The organism is Vibrio taketomensis (assembly GCF_009938165.1).
Taxonomy (GTDB): domain Bacteria; phylum Pseudomonadota; class Gammaproteobacteria; order Enterobacterales; family Vibrionaceae; genus Vibrio; species Vibrio taketomensis.
In genome coordinates this window covers 994,888-1,018,615 of record NZ_AP019649.1, presented here as the reverse complement: position 1 = coordinate 1,018,615, position 23,728 = coordinate 994,888, and the positions used below count along the sequence as shown (strand labels likewise).

The following is a 23,728-nucleotide window of genomic DNA, read 5'->3' as shown; positions in this document are numbered from 1 at the left end:
TCGCTGCCGATATAGACAAGAAAGATAAACAAAAACCCGCACATAGCGGGTTTTTGTTTATTTATGCACACATTTATCAAAGAGGCTCGTTGGCTTAAGCTTTCACTTAAGCCAAACGATTTAGCTAACCATTGATAATCGCATTAAGTGTTGCGCTTGGACGCATCAACGGTGAAGCTTTGTTAAACTCCGGTAAGTAATAACCACCGAGATCACCCGGTACACCTTGCGCGTTATTTAACTCAGAAACGATAGTCTCTTCGTTGTCTGCTAGTGCTTTCGCCACAGGAGCAAACTCTGCTGCTAAAACCGCATCCGCAGTTTGCTCTGCGAGCGCTTGTGCCCAATATGTTGCAAGGTAGTAATGGCTGCCTCGGTTATCAAGCTCACACACTTTACGTGATGGCGACTTATTCTTATCCAAGAACTCGCCCGTTGCTTTATCTAGCGCATCCGCCAGTACTTGTGCTTTTGCATTACCCGTCACAACACTCAGGTGCTCTAAAGAAGCCGCTAGTGCCAAAAATTCACCCAGTGAGTCCCAGCGTAAGTGGTTTTCTTTTTCTACCTGTTGAACGTGCTTTGGTGCAGAACCACCCGCGCCCGTTTCAAACAGACCGCCACCATTCATTAACGGTACAATAGAGAGCATTTTTGCTGACGTACCCAGTTCAAGAATTGGGAACAAGTCCGTTAGATAATCACGCAGTACGTTACCTGTTACGGAAATCGTATCGAGTCCTTCTTTGATGCGAACGAGCGAGTATTGGCATGCTTCTACTGGTGCCAAGATCTTAATTTCAAGACCTGATGTATCATGTTCTGGTAAGTAAGCATTAACTTTCTTAATCAATTCAGCATCGTGAGCACGCGCTTCGTCTAACCAGAATACCGCAGGTGCACCTGAAGCTCGTGAACGAGTCACGGCAAGTTTTACCCAGTCTTGAATTGGTGCATCTTTTACTTGGCACATGCGGAAGATATCACCCGCTTCTACTGCTTGCTCAAGCAGTACGTTACCTGCTTCATCCACAATACGCACAGAACCAGCCGCATCGAGAATAAACGTCTTGTCATGAGAACCGTACTCTTCTGCTTTTTGCGCCATAAGGCCGACGTTTGGCACACTGCCCATCGTTGTTGGGTCAAACGCACCATGATCTTTACAGAAATCGATCACCGCTTGATAGATACCCGCATAACAGCGGTCTGGGATCAGTGCTTTGGTATCTTTTTGTTTGCCATCTGGGCCCCACATTTGGCCAGAAGCACGCAGCATCGCTGGCATTGACGCATCGACAATGATGTCGCTTGGTACATGTAAGTTAGTAATACCGCGATCAGAATCGACCATTGCTAGTGGTGGCTGAGTTTCGTACACCGCTTGCAGTGCCGCTTCAATTTCAGCTTTTTGCTCTGCTGGCAGGTTGGCAATCTTGGCGTATACATCACCGATACCATTATTGACATCAACGCCTAGCTCTTCAAATAGTGAGCCATATTTCGCAAATACGTCTTTGTAGTAAACCTTGACCGCATGACCAAAGATAACGGGATCAGAGACTTTCATCATGGTTGCTTTCATATGCAGTGATAGCAACACATCTTGTGATTTCGCTTGCTCGATTTGATCTTCAAAAAACGCCACGAGCGCTTTCTTGTTCATAACTGAGCTGTCGATGATTTCTTTGTCTTGCAGTGCAAACGGACCTTTCAGCTCTTTAACCGAGCCATCTTCTGCGACAAATTCAATCGTTACTTTGGTTGCGCCATTAATCGTGGTCGACTTCTCGCTACCAAAAAAGTCTTTATCTGACATGCTTGCAACGTGTGACAGTGAATCTTTCGACCAAGCACCCATTGAGTGTGGGTTTTTCTTGGCGTAATTCTTCACTGATAGTGGTGCACGTCGGTCTGAGTTGCCTTCACGTAGTACTGGGTTTACTGCACTGCCTTTGATCTTATCGTAGGTGGCCTTAATCGCTTGCTCTTCTTCTGTGCGAGGCTCTTCTGGATAGTTAGGTAGAGCGTAACCTTTTGCTTGTAGCTCTTTAATTGCGGCATGCAATTGAGGCACAGAAGCAGAAATATTGGGCAGTTTGATGATGTTTGCTTGTGGCGTGGTTGCCAGCTCGCCTAATTCAGCAAGAGCGTCACCGATACGCTGTTCTGCTGTTAGATATTCTGGGAAGTTAGCAATAATTCGCCCAGCAAGAGAGATGTCACGAGTATCAACGTCAATACCAGAAGAAGCCGTAAATGACTGAATAATTGGCAATAGTGAGTAAGTCGCTAGTGCTGGTGCTTCATCAGTAATGGTATAGATAATGGTCGGTTTTTCAGTAGGCATGAAATTTCCCTATTGTTCAACCAAAGCCTGTCGGATGAATGGCTTCGGATTTGTTGTCGCTTACAAGCTAATGCTTCATCCCCTCACTTGTTGCGATTTGTTTTTTGTCTGTCTCTCTGCCGAAACGAGGCAGAATCCTTGAGATCTAATCGTTATAATTAAACAAAAGCTGGAGAATAGTCTACTATACCCCGCTCTAATGCAGATTTTGGCGCGAAAATAATAGCTTAAATCGCATACTCTTTAAACCGAACAATACATTTTATTTACAAAACTGCAGGGTAGTTAACATGCAAAACGGTTCTCGTCGTCCGTCACCAAAAAATTCAACGCAACGAACGACAAAGCGTTTCAAACAGACTGATAAGCTCGGTACGGCTACTCGACACTCTTCTTCTAAACGTAAAAACGCCGTCAAACAAGCCAAGAATTTCACCTCAAGAACGAAAAGTACTGGTATTCAACAAGCCTTTCGACACCCTAACGCAATTTACTGACGGTGAAGGGCGTAAAACATTGGCGGATTTTATTCCGGTAAAAGACGTGTATGCTGCAGGACGCCTTGATCGCGATAGTGAAGGCTTACTCGTACTCACTAATGATGGGATTTTGCAGGCAAAACTGACTCAACCAAACTCAAAATCTCCGAAAACCTATTGGGTACAAGTAGAAGGTGCGCCAACGCAAGTCGACTTGGATAAACTGCGCAAAGGGGTTGAGCTTAAGGATGGAATGACACTCCCTGCAAAAGTCGAAATCATGCCTGAGCCACAAGTATGGGAGCGTAATCCACCCGTGCGTTTTCGCGCCAGTATTCCAACTACTTGGCTGGCCATCACTATTATTGAGGGACGCAATCGTCAAGTACGTCGCATGACCGCCAACATCGGTTTCCCGACGCTGCGCTTAATTCGCTATTCAATGGGTGATATTGTACTTGGCGATCTACAACCTGGTGAATGGAAAGAAATTACGCTCTGAGTAAATCAAGCTTTTAAAAGGATAGCGGAAACTCCTCTATCCTTGCTTTACAAACAGATGTTACAAATCAACACTTGAATCGCTACTCACTCATTATTACGCTTGCTTGAAAGACTTGCTCAAAAGACTCTATCGAAGAACTTTCTCGAAAGAATAATTACTTGAAAGCGGTCTTATCTTCATCCTAAATTCATTTCCAAAACGGATCGCTCGTGTCGCCAAACATTCGCTACATCAAACAGTTTGTTGTTGTTTTCATTCTGCTAATTAGCACTTTATTTTCCTATGTTAGCTTTGCGCAAAGCACTGATTGGATAACCGATGCCAAGCATCCTCCAGTTAAACTACGTCTGCTATTAACAGGTGAGCAGCAACCACAATTAAAACAAGTGCAAGCAGTACTTGATGTGCGGCTTGACGGAGAGTGGAAAACCTACTGGCGAAGCCCAGGTGAAGCCGGCATTGCCCCTGAACTACACTGGTCCGAATCCACTAACATTGAATCCGTCCAATGGCATTGGCCAATACCTCATTATTTTGAGCAACTTGGAATCATGACGTTAGGCTACAAGCATCAAGTGAGCTTTCCACTCACTCTGACGCTCGAAAATGCCAATCAAGCGGCAAGACTTGAAGGCAACCTACGCTTACCGTCCTGCACCGATATCTGTGTGATCACCGATTATCCAATCGATCTAAAGATTGATCCTAAAAACCTGACACTCGATCCTGATGCCATGTTTCTTTTCAATCAGGGAATGAGCCTAAGTCCCAAAGTTAATCCAAAGGTTAACCTCGCTGGCACCTACTGGAATGCAGAGCAACAACAGTTTGTGGTGCAACTGACTAACCAACACGCGTGGCAATCGCCGCAAGTATTGGTCGATGGCAAACAAGTGGAAAAAGAGTTTTTTGCGCCGCCATCTCTAACCATCAACAACAACGTTGGAGCGAATCAATACCAACTGACCGCAGTCTTCGATGTCAGTAACTGGAAAGGTCATGCCGATCTAACAGGCAAAGCAGTCACAATAACCATATCAGATCAAACCTTTGCTACAGAACTGAGCGCCGATGTGGGCACAACGCCGATTGAATATAGCCAAACTAACTTGATGACCATGTTGGGTTTTGCGCTGTTGGGTGGATTACTGCTCAACATTATGCCGTGCGTATTACCTGTACTAGGTTTGAAACTCAATAGTATTGCGCTGCAACAACAAGCGTCTGTGCGTCATATTCGCACCTCTTTTATCGCTTCAGCACTGGGGATCATCAGCTCATTTGCGTTGATCGCAGGTGCATTAACTCTGCTAAAAATCGGCGGAGAAAGTATTGGTTGGGGCATTCAATTCCAAAGCGTTGAGTTTCTACTATTGATGCTGATTGTAACGCTGCTATTTGCATTAAACCTGCTGGGATTATTTGAATTCAAGCTGCCAAGTCGCCTCAACACTTGGGCCGCCACTCAAGGTGACAGTAGCCATCTTGGTCATTTTGTTCAGGGTATGTTTGCCACCCTACTCGCCACGCCTTGTAGTGCACCATTTTTAGGCACTGCGGTCGCTTATGCGCTGGGTGCAAGCTACCTTGAACTGTGGATCATATTTATCGCCCTTGGCATCGGTATGAGCTTTCCTTGGTTACTGTTTGCTATTGCGCCTCGTTTAATCGCATTTATGCCAAAACCGGGCTTATGGATGGACCGTATTAAGTTGCTGTTTGGCTTTATGATGCTGGCGACAACCCTTTGGCTCACCAACTTACTGACGCCATTTCTCGGTAAATTTGTCGTGCTAGTTCTATCAACCATTATTATGGTCATAAGCCTAATATGGCTAGGCCGTGTTCATGGGCGCAAACTTTTGGTTCCGCTTATTGCCGTTATGACACTACTTGGCGGGAGTAGCTTAGTCATTGGTAGCCTTACTGCTGATAACTGGGCGACGCCAATCGTCGATGATCTTCCGTGGCAAAAACTGCAAGCAGATAAAATCAGCGCATTAACTAAGCAAGGCAAAACCGTATTTGTCGAAGTCACCGCAGATTGGTGTATTACGTGTAAAGCCAACAAGATTGGTGTCGTACTGCAAGACCCTGTCTATAGTGCATTGCAGAAGCCGAATATGGTATTGATGCTCGGTGATTGGACGACGCCAAACGAGAACGTTACGCAGTATCTACAAAGCCATGGACGCTACGGCGTGCCGTTTAATATTATCTATGGCCCATCTGCGCCTCAAGGGATTGCTCTACCAGTGATTCTATCTGACACACAAGTTATCGATGCGATTAAACGAGCGAGCCAACCATGAAAAGCGCGACAAAAAAATCCAGTTGGAAATATTGGCTGAAGGAGTTTTGCTTAGCACTCGTGATCATTGCCGTTGCATCCTATGCGATGGATTTTTATCACAGTAGCTCTGCACCAAAAGGTAAAGCACCGGAAATTCAAACTGTCGATATTAACGGTAACCATATCGACGTTAATGCACTCAGCAAACAAGGTGACCCTGTGATTGTCTATTTCTGGGCGACATGGTGCGGCGCTTGTAAGTGGGTTAGCCCGGTTATAGATTGGTTTGCAAATGATCATCAAGTGGTCACGGTAGCGCTTTCATCCGGCGATAACGCACGTATCCAATCTTATCTCGATGCTAAACAATTTCAGTTTTCCGCGATTAATGATGCCCAACATCCTGTTAGCACTGAATGGGGAATTCGCGTCACTCCGACGATTGCGATTGTCAAAGATGGCGAAATCAAATATCTCACTTCAGGTATCACCACACCGTGGGGATTGTGGCTAAGAACACGATTCAGCTAAAACTGCCATTAACCAAAAGCATTAGTTGAACGATGTATTAAAGTGTGAACTATGTTGTACTGAATTTTTGCTCATCTTACTGAAAGTAAACTATAAATTTACTTTTTAGCTAAGTATTTTAAACTTACTAATGATATTAAATGTATCGGTAATCTATTGCACAAGACTTTACTTATAACAATAGAGATGCATATTATACCCATTGGTTAGTAGAGGTATTAATGAGCGATACGTACACCAAGTTCGGTGGCACCTTAGACATCGATATCATAAAGCAATGCGCTAAAATCCAAGCGTACTTAGCAGAGCGAGTCCCCGATTTGGAACTCAATGATATCTGTTATGCGTTTGATGTATTGTGCTTTCTACTGAGCGATTCCGATGGTGGCAACAATTTTGCTAGTCAAAGTCACATCACCAATCGCACTATTGATCGAAAAATTGATCTTCTCCACCACGCAGCTCGCTTTGCCTTTAATTTAGACCTCGATAAAGTTACCTATCAACGACTTGGATTACGTTACATTGAGCTGCTTGATTTCAGCACCAAGATAATGAAAGACATGAGCATCAAAGATAGTCTGACTGGAGCACTTTGCTTTGACTATCTTAAGTCCCTGAACGAACGCCTTTCTCAACAAAACTTTCTACTGTTCTTTTTTGATTTAGACAACTTGAAAGCCGTTAATGACACGCAAGGGCACGAAGCAGGTAACCAAGTACTCAAAACATTTGCCAACGCCCTACTTGAGTCACTCAGAGCGACAGACCTTGTATTTCGTTATGGTGGTGATGAATTTGTCGTCATTGTTTTAAATGAGCATATCGAACCAAACGTATTAATCGAACGCATTGATTATCAGCTACACTCAAAAACTCAAGCCTCTAATATTCAATACAGTGTTGGCTGGGCCTACAACGAAGAATTTGACCTTTTCAAAACCATAAAAGTTGCCGATTCTTTGATGTACAAAAACAAGAGGAGACTGATTTGAAATTTATTCTCTACAGCAGCGATGCAAAATTGAGTGATGTCGATTTACAGCAACTTCTCGCCGCCGCAATTGAGAAAAATGCACGGCTCAATGTTACCGGTTTTTTAATGTCCCATTCCTCAGGGTTTATTCAATATATTGAAGGGGAATCATCGACTCTCGATGACCTTTATGAAGAGATCTGTGCAGACAAACGACATTGCCACATTAACACATTGCTCGAAGCTAACATCGAGCAAAGAATGTATCAGGATTGGAGCATGGGCCATGTCTACATTGATGATGACCAAATGATTGAGCAACTCAAATGCACAGACGGCTTAGCCTTGTTTGAAATCCTCAAAGCAAGAACTCTATTTCTCTACCCAAATGACTTCTCGACACAACAAGCGTAGAAGTATTGAAATAGTAGAGCGCTCATCGGGTTTACTCTCTTTTGCACTCTTTATCGATCAAAAAAAGCCACTTCAATAGAAGTGGCTTTTTTTGATCGATCAGTGAGTATCAATTACTCTGCTGCTTTCTCTTTCGCTACCGTTACGGCAATCGCTAGCTCTTCAAGTGCTGCTGGGTTAGCAACGCTTGGAGCGTCTGTTAGTAGACACGCAGCAGCGGTTGTTTTAGGGAATGCGATAACGTCACGGATGTTTTCAGTACCACATAGTAGCATCACTAGACGGTCTAGACCGAATGCAAGACCTGCGTGTGGTGGTGTACCGAATTTCAGTGCGTCAAGTAGGAAGCCAAACTTCAGTTTTTGCTCGTCTGCATCGATACCTAGGATATCAAATACTGCTGCTTGCATTTCTGCATTGTGGATACGTACAGAACCACCGCCCACTTCGTAGCCATTGATAACCATGTCGTACGCATTTGAGTTTGCAGATGCAGGGTTCGCTTTCAACTCTTCAGCAGTTAGACCTAGCGGCGATGTGAATGGGTGGTGCATCGCGTGTAGGTTACCTTCGTCGTCTTCTTCAAACATTGGGAAGTCAACAACCCATAGCGGTTTCCAAGCTGACTTATCAGTTAGCTCAAGGTCAGTACCTAGTTTAAGACGCAGTGCGCCCATCGCTTCTGTTACAACGCGTTTGCTGTCTGCACCAAATAGGATGATGTCACCAGTTTCCGCTTGAGTGCGATCAAGTAGTTGTGCCACAACTTCTTCATTTAGGAACTTAGCTACTGGAGATTGTACGCCTTCAAAGCCTGCTGCACGGTCGTTTACTTTCATCCATGCTAGACCCTTCGCACCGTAAATACCTACGAAGTTAGTGTATTCGTCGATTTGCTTACGAGATAGCGCAGCGCCACCTGGTACACGAATCACTGCCACACGACCTTTCTCGTCATTAGCAGGACCAGAGAATACTTTGAAGTCGACATCTTTTAGGATATCTGCAACGTCAACAAGCTCAAGAGGGTTACGTAGATCTGGCTTATCAGAACCAAAACGGCGTGCCGCTTCTTCAAATGACATTACTGGGAACTGACCTAGGTCTACGTTCAGTAGCTCTTGCCACATATCGCGAACCATGTTTTCAGTCACTTCACGCACTTGATCAGCAGACATGAATGAGGTTTCGATATCGATCTGAGTGAATTCTGGCTGACGGTCAGCACGTAGGTCTTCGTCACGGAAACACTTAACGATTTGGTAGTAACGGTCAAAACCAGACATCATTAGCAGCTGTTTGAATAGCTGTGGAGATTGAGGTAGTGCGTAGAAGCTGCCTTTATGTACACGGCTTGGTACTAGGTAGTCACGTGCACCTTCTGGCGTTGCTTTCGTTAGAACCGGTGTTTCGATGTCTAGGAAACCGTTGTCATCTAGGAAACGACGTACAAAGCTTGACGCTTTAGCACGTAGTTTGATGCGGTCGCTCATTTCTGGACGACGTAGGTCTAGGTAACGGTATTTTAGACGCTGTTCTTCAGAGTTCTTTTGGTTGAAGTCTAGTGGTAGAACGTCGCTGCGGTTGATGATTTCAAGACCTGTTGCCAGAATCTCAACTTCACCAGTAGCCATGCCAGCATTTACTTGGCTTTCTGGACGTGCACGAACTTCACCTGTTAGTTTGATACAGAATTCATTGCGTAGTTGCTCAGCGATTTTGTAAGCATCTGCCATATCTGGATCAACAACAACCTGAACAACGCCTTCACGATCTCGCATATCGATAAAAATCAGACCGCCTAAATCGCGACGACGGTTAACCCAGCCGCATAGTTCTACAGTTTGTCCTGCAAGGGACTTGTTCAGGTGACCACAGTAATGGGTACGCATAATGAAATTCCCAATCTCTCTAAATATTGATGATGCCGTCTGCTAACGCTTATATGCCTGCAGACCAAAGTTCCATTTATACGCTGAAAGATGATTAAAATCGACCATTCAACATACAATTTATTGCGTTTTACCTTCTATTGATGCTTTTTGCGTCAGCTAGTGTGCAAAAGCACATCAAAGATAAAAAATTGGCTGGGATTATATACCCAACTCACCGCAAGATGCTAGATTCCGCGAGAATTGTTCACCCTTCTCGAGTTAGTGATTTAACAAAAATTTGAGTAATATGGGGAACAAGCAAATCACTCTCAATCGATATGATGCAATTACCTCTTCGACTTGGCCTAACCATGTGGTCACACAACCAGTGGCAACAAAGCTTTTATGGCAGCGGAACTAAGCCAGCTGAGCGGCTCGAAAAGTATACTCAGGTATTTCATACCGTTGAGGGCAACACCACGTTTTATGCCACACCCAGCTCAAATACAGTGCGGAATTGGCACGCTGCCAGCCATGATGAGTTTAAGTTCACCTTCAAATTGCCCCAAGCCATTACCCATCAACAAATGCTCAAAGGATGCCAAGCGCAATTAAAAGCGTTTTTGCAGATTATGGCGCCGCTGCACCATCGAATCGGGCAATGGACGATTCAGTTACCCGCCGCTTTTAGTCCTGCAGATTTGCCGGTTTTACAGCAGTTTTGCGCATTATTTCCTGCGGATTTCCCGCTTGGGGTCGAAGTCCGTCATCTTGGTTATTTTGCCAAAAACGACGATGAAAAACGCCTTAACCAATGGCTGATTGAATCAGAAATCGATCGCATCATTATGGATAGTCGCCCGGTATTTGCCGCCGAGCCTGTTAATGAGGTCATTATCGATGCGCAAAAGAAAAAACCACGCGTGCCAGTACATGCAATAGCCACCGCTGATCATCCAATGATCCGCTTTATTGGTCACCCGGATTTCGATGCCAATTTCAATTTTTTTAAACCATGGTTAAGCAAACTACCTCAATGGATCGCTCAAGGTAAGCAGCCATATCTAATGATTCATACACCAGACAACGTGCTCGCTCCTGAGTTAGCGCACAAGCTCTATCAGCAATTGGCACAGCAAGTGACTCTACCTGCCTTAAATGCCTTTCCTGCCGTGGATGGTGATTCACAAATCAGCATGTTTTAACCAACACTCCTTCATGGCTTGATGCAATACATGACAGCGGCGCGAAATTTTCATAAAATACGCGCCCTTTTAGTGCTGACTGTAAGTAGCAAGAGATAAATCTATGAACCCAAAGAGCAATCCAGATACCATTTTTTCGGCGCCAATCGATAAAATTGGTGACTTCACGTTTGATGAACGTGTAGCGGAAGTATTTCCTGATATGATTCAGCGCTCTGTCCCGGGCTATAGCAATATTATCTCGGCTATCGGCATGCTCGCAGAGCGCTTTGTAAAACCACACAGCAATATTTACGACCTCGGCTGTTCACTGGGCGCAGCGACGCTTTCTATGCGCCGTCATATTCAACAAGAAGGCTGTAAGATCATCGCTGTAGATAACTCTTCTGCAATGGTTGAGCGCTGCAAATTGCACGTTAATGCTTACCGCAGCGATACCCCTGTAGAAGTCGTAGAAGCGGACATCCGTAACATTGATATTGTCGATGCTTCTGTTGTGGTTTTGAACTTCACTTTGCAATTTCTATCACCAAGCGATCGTTACGCACTACTAGAAAAAATTTATGCAGGTCTGCGCCCGGGTGGCATTTTGATTCTGTCGGAAAAATACGTATTTGAAGACAGCGTAGCCAATGAGCTGCTTATCGATTTGCACCACGATTTCAAACGTGCCAACGGTTACAGTGAGCTTGAGATCAGTCAAAAACGCAGTGCCATTGAAAATGTAATGCGTCCAGATTCGAAAAGAGAACACAAAGAGCGCTTTGCGCAAATCGGCTTTAGCAGCTTCGATGTATGGTTCCAATGCTTTAACTTTGGTTCAATGTTCGCGATTAAATAGCGAGAAGCGAAAAAGTTTTGCCGATGCAAAACGAGTGACAAATTTTAACCCATTACTCTGTGAAAACTATGTTTAATTTTGCCAATTTCTACCAACTTATTGCCCAAGATACGCGTCTGCAACCTTGGCTCAATGTACTACCACAACAGCTCACAGACTGGCAAAATGCAGAACACGGTGACTTTGATCGCTGGCTACGTGCGCTAAATAAAATTCCAGCGGGTACGCCTGATAATATAGATATCAAAGATTCAGTGACGATCTCTAACAACTCGCCAATGCACACTGGCGAGTTGAAAAAACTTGAGAACTTACTGCGCACCTTCCACCCATGGCGCAAAGGTCCTTACCACGTGCACGGTATCCACATCGATACTGAATGGCGCAGTGATTGGAAATGGGATCGCGTATTGCCACACATTTCACCATTGAAAAACCGCAGTGTACTTGATGTTGGCTGTGGTAATGGCTACCACATGTGGCGCATGCTAGGTGAAGGTGCACGCCTAACAGTCGGTATTGACCCTTCTCACCTATTCCTAATTCAGTTCGAAGCAATTCGTAAGATGATGGGCGATGATCAGCGTGCACATCTTCTGCCACTGGGTATTGAGCAGCTACCTAAACTGGAAGCGTTTGACACTGTATTTAGCATGGGCGTGCTTTACCACCGCCGTTCACCATTGGACCATCTAATCCAGCTTAAAGATCAGTTGGTATCAGGCGGTGAGCTCGTGTTGGAAACACTGGTTATTGAAGGCGACGAAACCTCGGTACTAGTGCCAGTGGATCGCTACGCGCAAATGCGCAATGTGTACTTCTTCCCTTCAGCAAAAGCATTAAAAGTGTGGTTGGAGCAAGTTGGTTTTGTTGATGTACGAATCGTTGACGAAAATGTGACGTCAACCGACGAACAACGCACCACAGATTGGATGACGCACAATTCGCTACCTGATTACCTAGATCAAAACGATCCAAGCAAAACAGTCGAAGGTCACCCTGCACCACGTCGTGCTGTTTTGGTCGCGAAAAACCGTAACTTTTATAAGAAAAGTATTTTTCTGACACAGTTTAACTTTTTCTTTGTCTGAATCTGTAACAATATTAGGATGCATAACGCATCCTTTTTTTATGCTTAAAGGGATTGTGTTACGAAAATTTGCTCACTTGGTTAAATTTGTGAGCCGCTGAATTCGTTTTGCTACATAGACTTAGGTTATTCCTTCTCCACTCGAGAGAACTTTTCAGTTCTGCTATGAGGTTTTGCAAACCTTAGTCTAAAATTAAAAACGTTAATTAACTCATACCATTATCAGCACGTTTGACTCGAGATTACTTGCTGAAATGAAACAAAAAGAAACGTAGGCATTTCAATGTTCATCCGATTAACACCTGTAGTAGCTCTTACTCTGTTATCTGGCTGCACCCTTACCAACATAGATAGAAACCATCAACAAACGTTGGCGGCTATCCAATCTGTTGAAACCAACTTAAACAGCCAGGTCGATTCTCTCAATCAGCAAGTCGCTGAACAATCTACTTACATCAAAAGCCTCGAAGCAAAAATTCTAACGATGCAAAGTAAAACGCTGGATAACCAAGCGATTGCATTTAAGAAAATTGACTCGTTGAAACAAGAAACCGTTAAACCCGTCGTAGCCCCTGTTGCTGCGCCGCCAACCCATAATGTGGTGCTGGGTGCGATTGAACGAGTCACCATCGAATCTATCAAACAAACCTTTGACGCTCGTGTTGATACGGGTGCCGCAACCTCTTCACTCAACGCCGTCGATATTGAAGAGTTTGAACGTAACGGTAAAAAATGGGTTCGCTTCCACTTATCTGATGAAAATACGCCATCAGGCGAAGATAACTGGATTGAAGCACCAATCGTGAAGTTCGTAAAAATTCGTCAATCCACTAACGACGAAATGGAACGTCGTGCTGTCGTTGAGTTGTGGGTTAAAGTCGGCAAAATTCACGAAAAAGCGCAGTTTACCTTGGCAGATCGCTCTCAGATGAGTCACCCAGTGTTATTAGGTCGTGAATTTATTCAAGATATCGCCGTTGTCGATGTGAGTAAGAAATACGTTCAGTCTGAAGAACAACAAAACCAATAAGGCAATTTATGACTTCCAAAGTCCCTCTCTATATCTTCGTCGCGATCCTGATCGGAATAGGCGCGACGATGAGTATCCTCAGACATGAAAGCTATGGCGTGCCATGGACTCCGGGCGAAACCCGTCAAGTTTGGGATATCGAAGCGAGAATCCAATTTGATGCAGAAGGCAAACCAGTCAAAGCATCGCTAGCGGTACCCGATACTCAAACCGGTTACACTAAAATCAGCGAAAGCTCTTCATCTGCCGGTTATGGTGTTTCGTATGCCAGCAATCTCACTGGACGTCGCGCTGAATGGTCTATTCGTCAAGCCAGCGGGCCGCAGACTATTTACTATAAAGCACAGTTTTTAGTCGATCCTCAAGCTAAAGTTACCCCTATTCCTCCTGCTCCTGAGCTACCTGTCGCCACTTTTGACGGTCCGACAGAAGCCGCTGTTGTCGCTTTGATTGAACGAGCAAACAAGCGTTCCGCTGATGACATCACCTTTACCCGTGAACTGATTAAACAACTGAATGATGTTGACAGCCAAAATGCGGCATTGATTCTCAACACCATGTCTCGCGTTGAAGCCGTACACAAAATTCTCGCTTACAGCAAAATTCCAAGCAAGATTGCAGGGGTGATTGAGCTGGAAGATGGTCGTCGTCGCCAAACCATTCAGCAAATGAACCAAGTTTGGGATGGCAGTGAATGGGTATTGTTTAATCCGCGCACCGCTGACCAAACGATCTCACCAAACATTTTAGTTTGGGATGAATCTAACGTCTCATTGCTTGATCTGATGGGTGGTGAAAATAGCCAAGTACACTTCTCGATGATTGCTCAAGAAGTCTCGGCGCAACAGGCAACCAAAGACAAAGTCGAAGCTGACGCTCTACTTAACCTTTCAATACACAGCTTGCCGCTTGAAGAACAAGCGATGTTTAAGACTATTATGCTGATCCCAATCGGTGCACTGATTGTGGTGTTCCTGCGTGTGATTATCGGTCTTAAAACCTCTGGTACATTCATGCCAGTACTGATTGCGGTTGCTTTCGTACAAACGCAGTTGCTGACAGGTATTGTGGGTTTCTTGCTGATTGTCGGTACAGGTTTGGTGATTCGCAGTTACCTCTCAAGGTTAAACTTGCTACTGGTAGCACGTATTTCAGCCGTGATCATTACCGTTATCATGATCATCTCCGTGTTTACAGTGGTGGCGTTTAAGATTGGTCTGACTGAAGGTTTATCTATTACGTTCTTCCCAATGATCATCCTCTCTTGGACTATCGAACGTATGTCAATCCTTTGGGAAGAAGAAGGCCCGAAAGAAGTATTGAAACAAGGTGGTGGTTCGCTAATGACAGCGGTATTGGTTTACCTCGCGATGACGAACCAATATGTACAACACCTAACGTTTAACTTTATCGGTCTGCAGTTAATTGTACTGGCGTGTATTCTGCTACTTGGTACTTACACTGGTTACCGCTTAACTGAGCTACGTCGCTTTAAACCATTGGTTGATGGAGATTAAGCTATGTTCTTATCTCGTCTACGTGAGCGTTATACCTCGCCTTCCAAGTTAAAGCATAAAGGTATTATGGGCATGAATCAGCGCAACCATAGCTATATTGGTCGCTACAATGATCGCTCAAAATACCCATTGGTGGATGACAAGCTCAAAACCAAAATCATTGCAGAAGCCGCCGGAGCAACCGTTCCTAAGTTAATTGGCGTAATTCGAAGCCAAGCAGACGTGCCAAAAATTCACGACATGGTGAAAGATTGGCCGGGATTTGTGATTAAACCGGCGCAAGGCAGTGGTGGTAAAGGCATCTTAGTGATTACCTCACACAAAGATGGTACTTACACCAAGCCGTCAGGTTCTAGCATCAACAAAGAAGATGTCGAACGCCATATCAGTAATGCACTGGCAGGCCTCTTCTCACTCGGTGGTAAGAACGATGTTGCCGTGGTTGAGAACTTAATTAAGTTTGACGATTGCTTTGATGGTTTCAGCTATGAAGGCGTGCCTGACGTCCGCATTATTGTATTCAAAGGTTACCCTGTGATGGCAATGATGCGCTGCTCAACTGCAGCTTCAGATGGCAAAGCGAACCTCCACCAAGGTGCGGTTGGCGTTGGGTTAGATATTGCGACTGGCCGAGCGATTCGGGCAGTGCAATTTGACCGTCCATTGAGTCATCATCCCGACACTGGCAAAGACCTAATGACACTACAAGTGCCGCACTGGGAAAAGCTATTAGTACTGGCTTCTAGCGCATGGGAAATGACCGGTCTTGGCTATATGGGTACTGACATGGTTCTCGATAAAGAAGAAGGACCAATGGTACTAGAGCTAAATGCCCGCCCAGGACTGGCGATTCAAATCGCTAATGGTGCAGGCTTGTTACCACGTCTACGTCATATTGAAAGCTTAGGCACGCCAGGGCGTTACCCTACCCCTGAAGAGCGCGTTGCCTACGCCGCCAAACAGTTTGGTACTCATCGCGAGTAACTTAAGCATTGGGACAAAAAAAGCTGCCAGATGGCAGCTTTTTTCTTGCTCACATGACAACGTATCGGCCAAGCATACTCTCTGACTGAGAGCATAAGTAATACTCTTATCAACTAATTAACTGCGAACATTATTGCTACACTTAATTCCACTCGTAAAACCTTGTGGAGATGTGATGCCTCTCTTTTCGACTCTCGCGCTGGCCATGATCGCCTTTGCCGCTAATTCTATTTTATGTCGCCTAGCTTTAACTCAAGGGTTAATCGACCCGAGCAGTTTCACGTTCATCCGTTTATGGTCTGGGGCAATCACATTAGCAATAGTGATACTTGGGAGTCAGCGAACTCAGCTCAAGTCTCGAGCAGAATCGCTACGTTTTAGTTTTTATGCTGGCTTAAGTCTTTTTGCTTATGCCGCCCTTTTCTCTTTCGCTTACCTCAAACTAACCGCAGGCACTGGCGCATTACTTTTATTTGGAGCAGTACAACTGTCTTTGTTGGCACTTCATCGCTTTCAAGGACTGCGCTTTCGCCGTTTAGAAGTGGTGGGCGCTCTCATTTCACTTATGGGCTTTGTTAGCTTGATGCTACCGTCTGCTCATCAACCGGATCCGCTATCGGCACTGATGATGATCGGGGCTGGAATTGCATGGGCGGCCTTCACTGCCCTTGGCAAACAAGCTTCCACTCCAACAGCGGGAACTGCTTGGGGATTTATCGCCGCAGCGATTATAAGTTTGTTGTTATTACCGACGATGGATTATTACACAATAAGCCGCGATGGAATGCTACTGGCTGCGCTTTCCGGCTCAGTCACTTCGGCATTAGGTTATCTACTTTGGTATCAAGTGTTGCCTAAGATCAGCCTGTTGCAAGCGGCCATCAGTCAGCTCTCAGTGCCCGCAATTGCACTGGTACTCGGTGCCCTATTACTCAGTGAGACGTTAACACTACGTGAAACCTTAATTAGCAGTGTCATTCTTTCTGGTATCGCATTAGTGTTTTGGACCAAACACAACCATCAGATCACGACCGAAAAATAACTGTCTACCAGAGATAAAAAAGGCTACCCATAGGTAGCCTTTAATAAGAGAACGATGATTAAAGCTCTTCAATCAGTTCTTGAACTTCACTCTTCACTTTGTCTGTTTGACCAAAGCCGCGCAGACCCACTACGTGTACGTGTTCGTGATCTTTAAACACCTTACGTACCAGTTTGTAAGTGGTACCTTTCTCTGGGCTGATGTTTTCTGGTGCTGCAATGAGAAGCTGCATATCCAGACGGTCACAAAGCTCAAATAGCGTTGAAATAGACTTACCATCCAGACGCGCCGCCTCATCCAAGAACAGTAGACGACATGGAACGATGTCTTTACTACGCAGACGACGTGACTCTTCTTCCCAGCTTTGAACCACCATCAATAGGATTGACTGACCAGTACCGATCGCTTCACCTGTTGATAGCGCACCGGATTCTGCTTGTAGCCAACCATCAGAGCCACGGTTCACTTCCACACTTAGCTCTAGATAGTTACGGTAATCCAGTAGCTCTTCACCTAACACTTGAGGTGAACGTTGACCCATATCGATATGTGGGTTAACACGTTGGAATAGTTTCGCCATTGCTTCAGAGAAGGTGTAGCGAGTGCTTTCAAACAGATCTTTATGCTGCTCTTGTTGACCCGCTAAGCCATTAAGTAGCACTTCGTGACTTTCGCGCACTTTCACGTTTAGACGCACGCCCTTAACCTGACCAAACGAGATGTTTGATAGACCTTGGTTAAGCATACGAATACGGTTTTGCTCACGCTGAATCGTCTTCTTAATAATGCTCGCAACCGATTCAGAGCTGATTGCTAGACGGTTTTCACGTTGAGTTAGCTCTTCGGTTAGACGCGCTAGCTCTACTTCCATTTCTTCAATCGCTTCAACTGGATCGTCGGTGCGAATAATATCTTGGCGAATACGCTCACGTAGATGTTGATAAACCGCAATGTAGAACAGCACTTTACGTTCTGGATGCGCCGTATCTTCAGACAGACGTAACGAGTCTCGAAGATCATCGTTATCCGCTACTGCAAGACGTAATGCACCAAGCGATTTATCCGACATTGAACGCAGTTCAGACGCTGACATGTACGCCAATTCACGTTTGTGAAGACGACGTTCAACATCATGCTCACGCGCAAGACGCAATACTGAGCACCAACCTGCTTTCGCAGCAACGACAAAAGTACGAAGCTCAGCGTAATCTTTTTGTACTTTCTTCAGACGCTTCACTAACGCCTTCATTTCAAGCTCGGTTGAAGTGATAGTACGTTCGTACTCACTCTTACGGCTACGTGAAGTGTGTAGACGTTCATTTAGCTCGTCACGACGGCGCTGAGCACGCTCTGCTGCACCTTCGTCGGCGTTAACACCAAACTCTTGTAGCTCTTGCTTAAACTCTTGAACGGTTTCGAGCTTCGCTTGGTGCGAGCTCTTCAATGACGCCAATACTTGGTTGTACTGGTTCATTTGTTCTTGAGTCTGCTTAAGCTCATCACGGCGACGGGTACGCAACTGTTCTGCTTGAACCAGCTTCGCTTTTAGCTGCTCGCTCAATTCGCTACTCTTACTCAGTAGATCCACTGAATCCGAGTAAGCAAAGTAGTGGCGACGCTCAACCAAATCGGACAGTGCAAAAATCTGAGTTTTTAGCGTTTGCAGCTGTTGGTCAGCATTTTTGTATTCCGCTTCTAGCGCTTCAAATTGCTCGGGGTCCGCATCCAAAGCGCCAATAACATTTTCTAGTGCCTGTAGTGATTTACCATGTTGCGCTAGGAATGCTTTTGCTTGCGAGACTTGCGTCAGTTTTTGTTCAACTTCAGCAAAACGCTCTGCTAGCGTTTCGTCTTCGATAAAGCGCATGGTTGGCGCTAGCTTATCCAATAACGCAATCGCTTGTTTGCTCGCCAGAAGCTGCGCACGTTGCTGCTGCTCTTTACCATCTAGCTCTGCCAGTAGGCGTACAAACTGGTTGCGGTTATCGCGCACCTTTTGCAGCGCTTGTTCAGGGTCCGCTTCAAACGCCACCTGAATATGCTTCGCTACAAAGTTGTTGAAGGCTTGGTATAGTCGCTGCAGTTTTTGCGAATCAAATGCCGCTTTCGCATGATCTTCAACTACTTGCTCACGCTCATTGCGCAATAGCTCTAGACGCTGTTCCCGCGCTGCGCGGCCGAATAGTGGAATCTCAGGTAAGCGAGAGTAACGCATTTGGCGATCGTTTAGACGAACACACACTGCACCTTCAAGCTCTTCAGCATCAAATGAGCTGTCATCAAATGCATCAATATCGCCTTCAATGATGTATAAGTCTTCTGGACAATCATCCAGTTCAACCAGCTTCTCTTCGATGCCTGAAAGATCAGATACCACGATCGCATGACGCGCTGGGCCATACATTGCGCTGAAGTAAGGCGCGTCATCAATGGTAATGTCGTCATAAATTTCCGACAGCAGCACGCCACCTAGCGTATCCGCTAAACCTTTTAGACGAGGATCGTTTGAACCACCAGGTGATGCTAAACGCTCAATTTCACCATCAAGGAAAGTGCGGCGCTCAGCAAGCTTGTCTTTAGCAATCGATTGTTGCTTCTCTTGCTCCAACACTTGCTGCATTTGGCTCATCACTGATTGACTATCAATCAGTTCTGCTCCACTTTGTTCACGTAGGCTTTCTAGTGCATCGTTAGCGGCAATCCACGTTGGTGCAATGCCTTCAAGTTTGGCAATTTCAGAGGCCGCATCTTGCTCAAGACGACGCTGCTCACTGCGCTGCTCACGCACTTCTTCTTGCGCATATTCAAGCGATTCAATTTGCACACTGTGACGCTCACGCTCTTGCTCAAAACTCAGTTCGTCAGTCAGCTCAATATGATGCTGCTTTTGGTACTCTTGTACCAACTCACGCGCCTGGCGTTGCTGCTGCATACTGCGCTCAAGATCACGATGCTGCGCGCGCCATTGCGGTTCATTATCGTTCAGTTGCTGCGCATCACGAGCTTGCACAAGGGCAGTTTTCGCCTGTTCTGCTGCTTGGCTGCGCTCAACGTGGCCAACGATACTAGTCACGAGTTGCAACGCCGTTTCAAACTGCTGCGCCGCCGCCGATGACATATCTAACTTATGCTTTAGTGCCAGCAGCGTGGTGGTGTTATCTGTCTCACGATGTTTTAGCTCAGACACTAACGCTTGTGCAGATTCTGCGGTTAGCGAGTCATCACTCATCAGCTGTTTTGCTTTTTCTAGCGCTTGTACTGCTTGTTGGTATTGCAGTGCGCGAGTTTGCTGCATATCCAGCGCTTGTTGGTAGTCAGCAAGTTGGGTTTTAAGGCTATCAACTTCGTCTTCCGCAACGTTTGATTGCTCTTCAGCCATCATCACGCGCTCTTGCGCTTCTTCCACCACCATTAACTGCTCTTCGAGGCGCTCACTAAGCTGCTCTAGATCTTCTTGGTAGCGTTCGATCTTTTCTTGCTGGCGCAGTGCATTTTGCACCAATTGCAAATGGTCTGAGGCTGCTTGGTAGTCTTGCTCAAGTGCAGCTTCGCTTTCCACCAGCATCTCTAGCTCTTCGTGAACACGGTTGAGCAATGAATTCTGTTCGATCAGGCTTTGGCGTGAACCAAATAGCTCACCACGCAGCGCCATCGTCTGCTCTAGCTTGTTACGACGCTCGTTGGCGTGACGCATGTAGTCCGCCGCCACGTAGTTGGTCGATTCGGTGATCAAGTGTTTGAATAAATCACGGTCAGCCTGAGTGGTTTTGATCGCTTCTAGCGTCATGCGGTTTTCGCGCAGCGCCGATTCCATATCTTGGAACGCTTTTTTTACCCCGCCGTTTTGTGGCAGTAGGTAGTCGCGCAGTGAGCGAGTAATCGCACTTGAAATACCACCGTAAAGCGATGCTTCAATCAAGCGGTAGAACTTAGAACGGTCTGATGAGTTACGAAGTTTCTTCGGAATAACGCCAAATTCAAACATTTGTGCGTGGTAGTCCACCACTGAAGAAAATGCTTTAAACTGCACACCTTCGTATTTTGCAACGCTGTCTTTCACTTCGTTGATTTGACGCACACGTGCCTGAGTCTCTGATACGCTCTCAATCAGTACGTCACATGGCTTCACGTCACTTGGTAGACCTTGAATCACGAAAGGTTTGATGTCGACTTTCTTATCACGACCGGCTACTTGCTGCAGTTTTACCGCAAACAGTAAACGTTGGTTACGTGAGTTAACAACGTCGAGTGCTGCGTAACAAGCACCTGGTTGCAACTTACCGTATAGACCTTTATCGCGAGATGATTGGCTGCTGCCCGCCTCGGTGGTGTTACGGAAATGCAGTAGCGTTTGGTCAGGAATAAGGGCGGTGATAAATGCCGCCATAGTGGTCGACTTACCCGCACCGTTACCGCCTGAAAGTGTGGTCACTAGGCCATCGATATCAAAGGTACGAGCAAAGAAGCCGTTCCAGTTGATCATGGTCAGCGATTGGTATTTACCGCGTTGAATCATGCTTCGTCCTCAATCTCTTCGTAGCCATTTTCTTCATGGATAGCATCGTGGATAACTTCTTCGTTATCAGCCACTTGCTTTGACTCATCGTCCATTAACAGGCTGCCTTGGCTAGGCTCTTGGGTATGCACTACCGCTTCACCATCACGGATCAAACGGAGCTGTGCTTCACGCATATCGTCGCCGACACGAACGTCAGCACCAAAGCGGAATACCGCTTCGCTAATACGGAATTTACCCGTTTCACCAATATTAATGATCATGCCAAGACGACGTAAACGACGTAGCGAGGTACGCACTTTTTCAAATAGTTTTTCTTTATCTAAATCAGAACCGGTTGCACGATTAGTTACCAACTTCATCAACTTAGATTCGTCAGTCAGCTGAATCAGCTCTTCATACAACTCTTGGTTAGTAAAGATGCCCTCATGCGCTAAACGCTCTGGGCTTAGGTAAAGGAAACACAACACCTTACCTACTAGCATATCCAGTTCAGACAATACGCTACGACTGATCAATGACGTTGAACGTGGGCGCAAGTAGAAGAAACCTTCCGGTGCTTTTACCAATTCCGTGTTGTAGCGTTGATAAAACTGAGACAACTCAGTTTCGAAATCCGATAGCAAAGCATGGTTATCCATGTCTTCACTCGAAATATGACGCCCTGCACGCAGCATGCTATCAAGCGCTGGGAACAGAGGGTTTGTAATTGCTTTTGCCAGATTTTCTGACATGTATTGATTAGTATCTGTCGATGACATTTGCTTGTACCTTTGCGCCAAATTCGTTGATTGCTTGCCAGTCTGGCTGCACTGCTTGGTAATCCGCTTCGGAATAACCTAATCGCACCGCTTGGTCGACAACGATTCGTGCTAAATCAAAATGATGAGTACGAGGGTGCGCTGCTAGGTAATCACGTAGCACCACGCCAAGGTCGATTGGAATGCCCTGCTCTTTATGAACTTTCAGCATTTCACCAATACGCTCGGACAGCTCATCATTGACTTGTTGAAATTCTTCGTATTCCACTTCCATTGGCACTTGACCAGTTACCTCATCGTCACGCAGCACTAGGGCTTCATCACGTAGGTCCATCAAACGCTCTGCATCGGCATACGTCAGTAGCCAAGGCATATCGAAGTAATCTTTAAGGGACTGACGTAGACGCGTGCTAAAGGCACGGTTTTTATCCATATCAATCGCGGTACGGATAAATTTGTGTACGTGACGGTCGTAACCAATCCATAGGTCAATCGCTTGTTGGCCCCAACTGGTGATGCGATCAAGCTTCATCTGCAAGCCAAACAGTGTTTCTTCGATAAACTCCAGTTCCTCATCACCGTAGACGATTTCCTGAATATCCAGAATTTGGGTTTGCAGCTCATCACCTGCAGCTTGCAGGGTGTCTTGCAGCTCGCGTAGTGTGGTCGAAGTTTCAGACAGTAGCGATTCACAGTTATTGATCGCTTCACGCCAGTCTTTGTTGAGCAGCTCCGCAATCTGCAATTTCACTGATTGCTGCTGTTCATCCATCACACGTTGGTTAAGATCGATTTGGTCAAAAATTTCGCCAACGGAATATTTCAAAACGCCATACACGTTTTTCTTCCAATGACCCGGCGTACCGCCTTTTTGCGCCGCTTCAATCGCTTTCGCCATTTCATCCGCCACCATCGACAATTGAATCGATAGTTTCAGTTTCGAGAACTCGCGATGACGAACGTAATAATCCGTGATACCCACCGCTAACGGTGACAAACGGTAAATACTCGCGCCGTCAGTCACTTCACTGGTAAAACGGCTAATTAGGCGCTGTTTTACCAATTCATTGATGGCATTGTTGGCACGAAACGCCGATGCCTCGCCGGTATCTTCAAATAATCGAGTGACGATAGTGAACGCGTCATGGAGCTCACCTTCACCCAATTCTTCATCAAACCTTTCATTACTTAACACTGCAATAGCGATAAGAAAAGCCAACCTTTCGCTTGTTAGATTCAATGAGAAATCGTGCTGCTTTACCCAACCTACCAATTCATCGATAGGCTGCTCAGCAACGTTGAGAGTCATCTCACTCATTG

At 45.6% G+C, this 23,728-nt stretch carries 17 protein-coding genes; 12 read left to right on the top strand and 5 right to left on the bottom strand.

Annotation, left to right across the window (positions count from 1 at the left end; genetic code table 11):
* Positions 1–124 precede the first annotated feature (124 nt).
* Positions 125–2,350: an NADP-dependent isocitrate dehydrogenase gene (locus tag Vt282_RS04710; protein WP_162062692.1), complete on the bottom strand. Its 2,226-nt coding sequence runs from the start codon at positions 2,348–2,350 to the stop codon at positions 125–127.
* A 324-nt stretch (positions 2,351–2,674) separates the two neighbouring features.
* Here Vt282_RS04710 and Vt282_RS04705 point away from each other — a divergent pair, with 324 nt between their 5' ends.
* From Vt282_RS04705 to Vt282_RS04685, 5 genes are all read left to right on the top strand, one after another.
* Positions 2,675–3,331 carry a pseudouridine synthase gene (locus tag Vt282_RS04705; protein ID WP_174855832.1) on the top strand — a complete coding sequence of 219 codons (657 nt, stop codon included), beginning with the start codon at positions 2,675–2,677 and terminating at the stop codon, positions 3,329–3,331.
* A gap of 233 nt (positions 3,332–3,564) precedes the next feature.
* Positions 3,565–5,646, top strand: coding sequence for a protein-disulfide reductase DsbD family protein (locus tag Vt282_RS04700; protein WP_415663441.1), 2,082 nt, complete (start codon positions 3,565–3,567; stop codon positions 5,644–5,646).
* A complete protein-coding gene (locus Vt282_RS04695) occupies positions 5,643–6,158 on the top strand; it encodes a protein disulfide oxidoreductase (protein WP_162062691.1) in 516 nt (171 codons plus the stop codon). The genes Vt282_RS04700 and Vt282_RS04695 overlap by 4 nt, the downstream gene beginning before the upstream one ends.
* Before the next feature lie 221 nt (positions 6,159–6,379).
* Complete coding sequence (locus Vt282_RS04690) at positions 6,380–7,153, top strand: GGDEF domain-containing protein (protein WP_162062690.1); 774 nt, start codon at positions 6,380–6,382, stop codon at positions 7,151–7,153.
* The gene (locus Vt282_RS04685) at positions 7,150–7,548 is read left to right on the top strand and encodes a BLUF domain-containing protein (protein ID WP_162062689.1); all 399 of its coding nucleotides are present in this window, start codon (positions 7,150–7,152) and stop codon (positions 7,546–7,548) included. The genes Vt282_RS04690 and Vt282_RS04685 overlap by 4 nt, the downstream gene beginning before the upstream one ends.
* A gap of 113 nt (positions 7,549–7,661) precedes the next feature.
* On the opposite strand, the gene aspS is transcribed toward Vt282_RS04685, so the two are convergent.
* A complete protein-coding gene (gene aspS, locus Vt282_RS04680) occupies positions 7,662–9,440 on the bottom strand; it encodes an aspartate--tRNA ligase (RefSeq protein WP_162046730.1) in 1,779 nt (592 codons plus the stop codon).
* A 320-nt stretch (positions 9,441–9,760) separates the two neighbouring features.
* Between aspS and Vt282_RS04675 the strand changes: the two genes are divergently transcribed.
* The 7 genes from Vt282_RS04675 to Vt282_RS04645 all read left to right on the top strand — a co-directional run bounded on the left by Vt282_RS04675 (position 9,761) and on the right by Vt282_RS04645 (position 17,131).
* Positions 9,761–10,627 carry a DUF72 domain-containing protein gene (locus Vt282_RS04675; RefSeq protein WP_162062688.1) on the top strand — a complete coding sequence of 289 codons (867 nt, stop codon included), beginning with the start codon at positions 9,761–9,763 and terminating at the stop codon, positions 10,625–10,627.
* Positions 10,628–10,730: 103 nt separating this feature from the next.
* Positions 10,731–11,468: a carboxy-S-adenosyl-L-methionine synthase CmoA gene (cmoA, locus tag Vt282_RS04670; RefSeq protein ID WP_162062687.1), complete on the top strand. Its 738-nt coding sequence runs from the start codon at positions 10,731–10,733 to the stop codon at positions 11,466–11,468.
* Positions 11,469–11,536: 68 nt separating this feature from the next.
* Positions 11,537–12,559, top strand: coding sequence for a tRNA 5-methoxyuridine(34)/uridine 5-oxyacetic acid(34) synthase CmoB (cmoB, locus tag Vt282_RS04665; RefSeq protein ID WP_162062686.1), 1,023 nt, complete (start codon positions 11,537–11,539; stop codon positions 12,557–12,559).
* Positions 12,560–12,841: 282 nt separating this feature from the next.
* Entirely contained in the window at positions 12,842–13,588 is a 747-nt protein-coding gene (locus Vt282_RS04660; protein ID WP_162046734.1) for an ATP-dependent zinc protease family protein, read from the top strand.
* A gap of 8 nt (positions 13,589–13,596) precedes the next feature.
* On the top strand, positions 13,597–15,105 hold the full coding sequence (locus Vt282_RS04655) for an inactive transglutaminase family protein (RefSeq protein ID WP_162046735.1): 1,509 nt from the start codon (positions 13,597–13,599) through the stop codon (positions 15,103–15,105).
* A gap of 3 nt (positions 15,106–15,108) precedes the next feature.
* The gene (locus Vt282_RS04650) at positions 15,109–16,089 is read left to right on the top strand and encodes an alpha-L-glutamate ligase-like protein (protein ID WP_162046736.1); all 981 of its coding nucleotides are present in this window, start codon (positions 15,109–15,111) and stop codon (positions 16,087–16,089) included.
* Between the two features lie 175 nt (positions 16,090–16,264).
* Positions 16,265–17,131, top strand: a complete 867-nt coding sequence (locus tag Vt282_RS04645) for a DMT family transporter (protein WP_162062685.1) — start codon at positions 16,265–16,267, stop codon at positions 17,129–17,131.
* A 58-nt stretch (positions 17,132–17,189) separates the two neighbouring features.
* Here Vt282_RS04645 and mukB read toward each other — a convergent pair whose 3' ends face one another.
* From mukB to mukF, 3 genes are read right to left on the bottom strand one after another with little or no spacing between them, the layout of a single operon-like run.
* The gene (mukB, locus tag Vt282_RS04640; protein ID WP_162062684.1) at positions 17,190–21,647 is read right to left on the bottom strand and encodes a chromosome partition protein MukB; all 4,458 of its coding nucleotides are present in this window, start codon (positions 21,645–21,647) and stop codon (positions 17,190–17,192) included.
* Entirely contained in the window at positions 21,644–22,408 is a 765-nt protein-coding gene (gene mukE, locus Vt282_RS04635) for a chromosome partition protein MukE (RefSeq protein WP_162046739.1), read from the bottom strand. Before mukE ends, mukB begins: the two co-directional genes overlap by 4 nt.
* Positions 22,389–23,726 carry a chromosome partition protein MukF gene (mukF, locus tag Vt282_RS04630; protein WP_162046740.1) on the bottom strand — a complete coding sequence of 446 codons (1,338 nt, stop codon included), beginning with the start codon at positions 23,724–23,726 and terminating at the stop codon, positions 22,389–22,391. The genes mukE and mukF overlap by 20 nt, the downstream gene beginning before the upstream one ends.
* Positions 23,727–23,728: the final 2 nt, after the last annotated feature.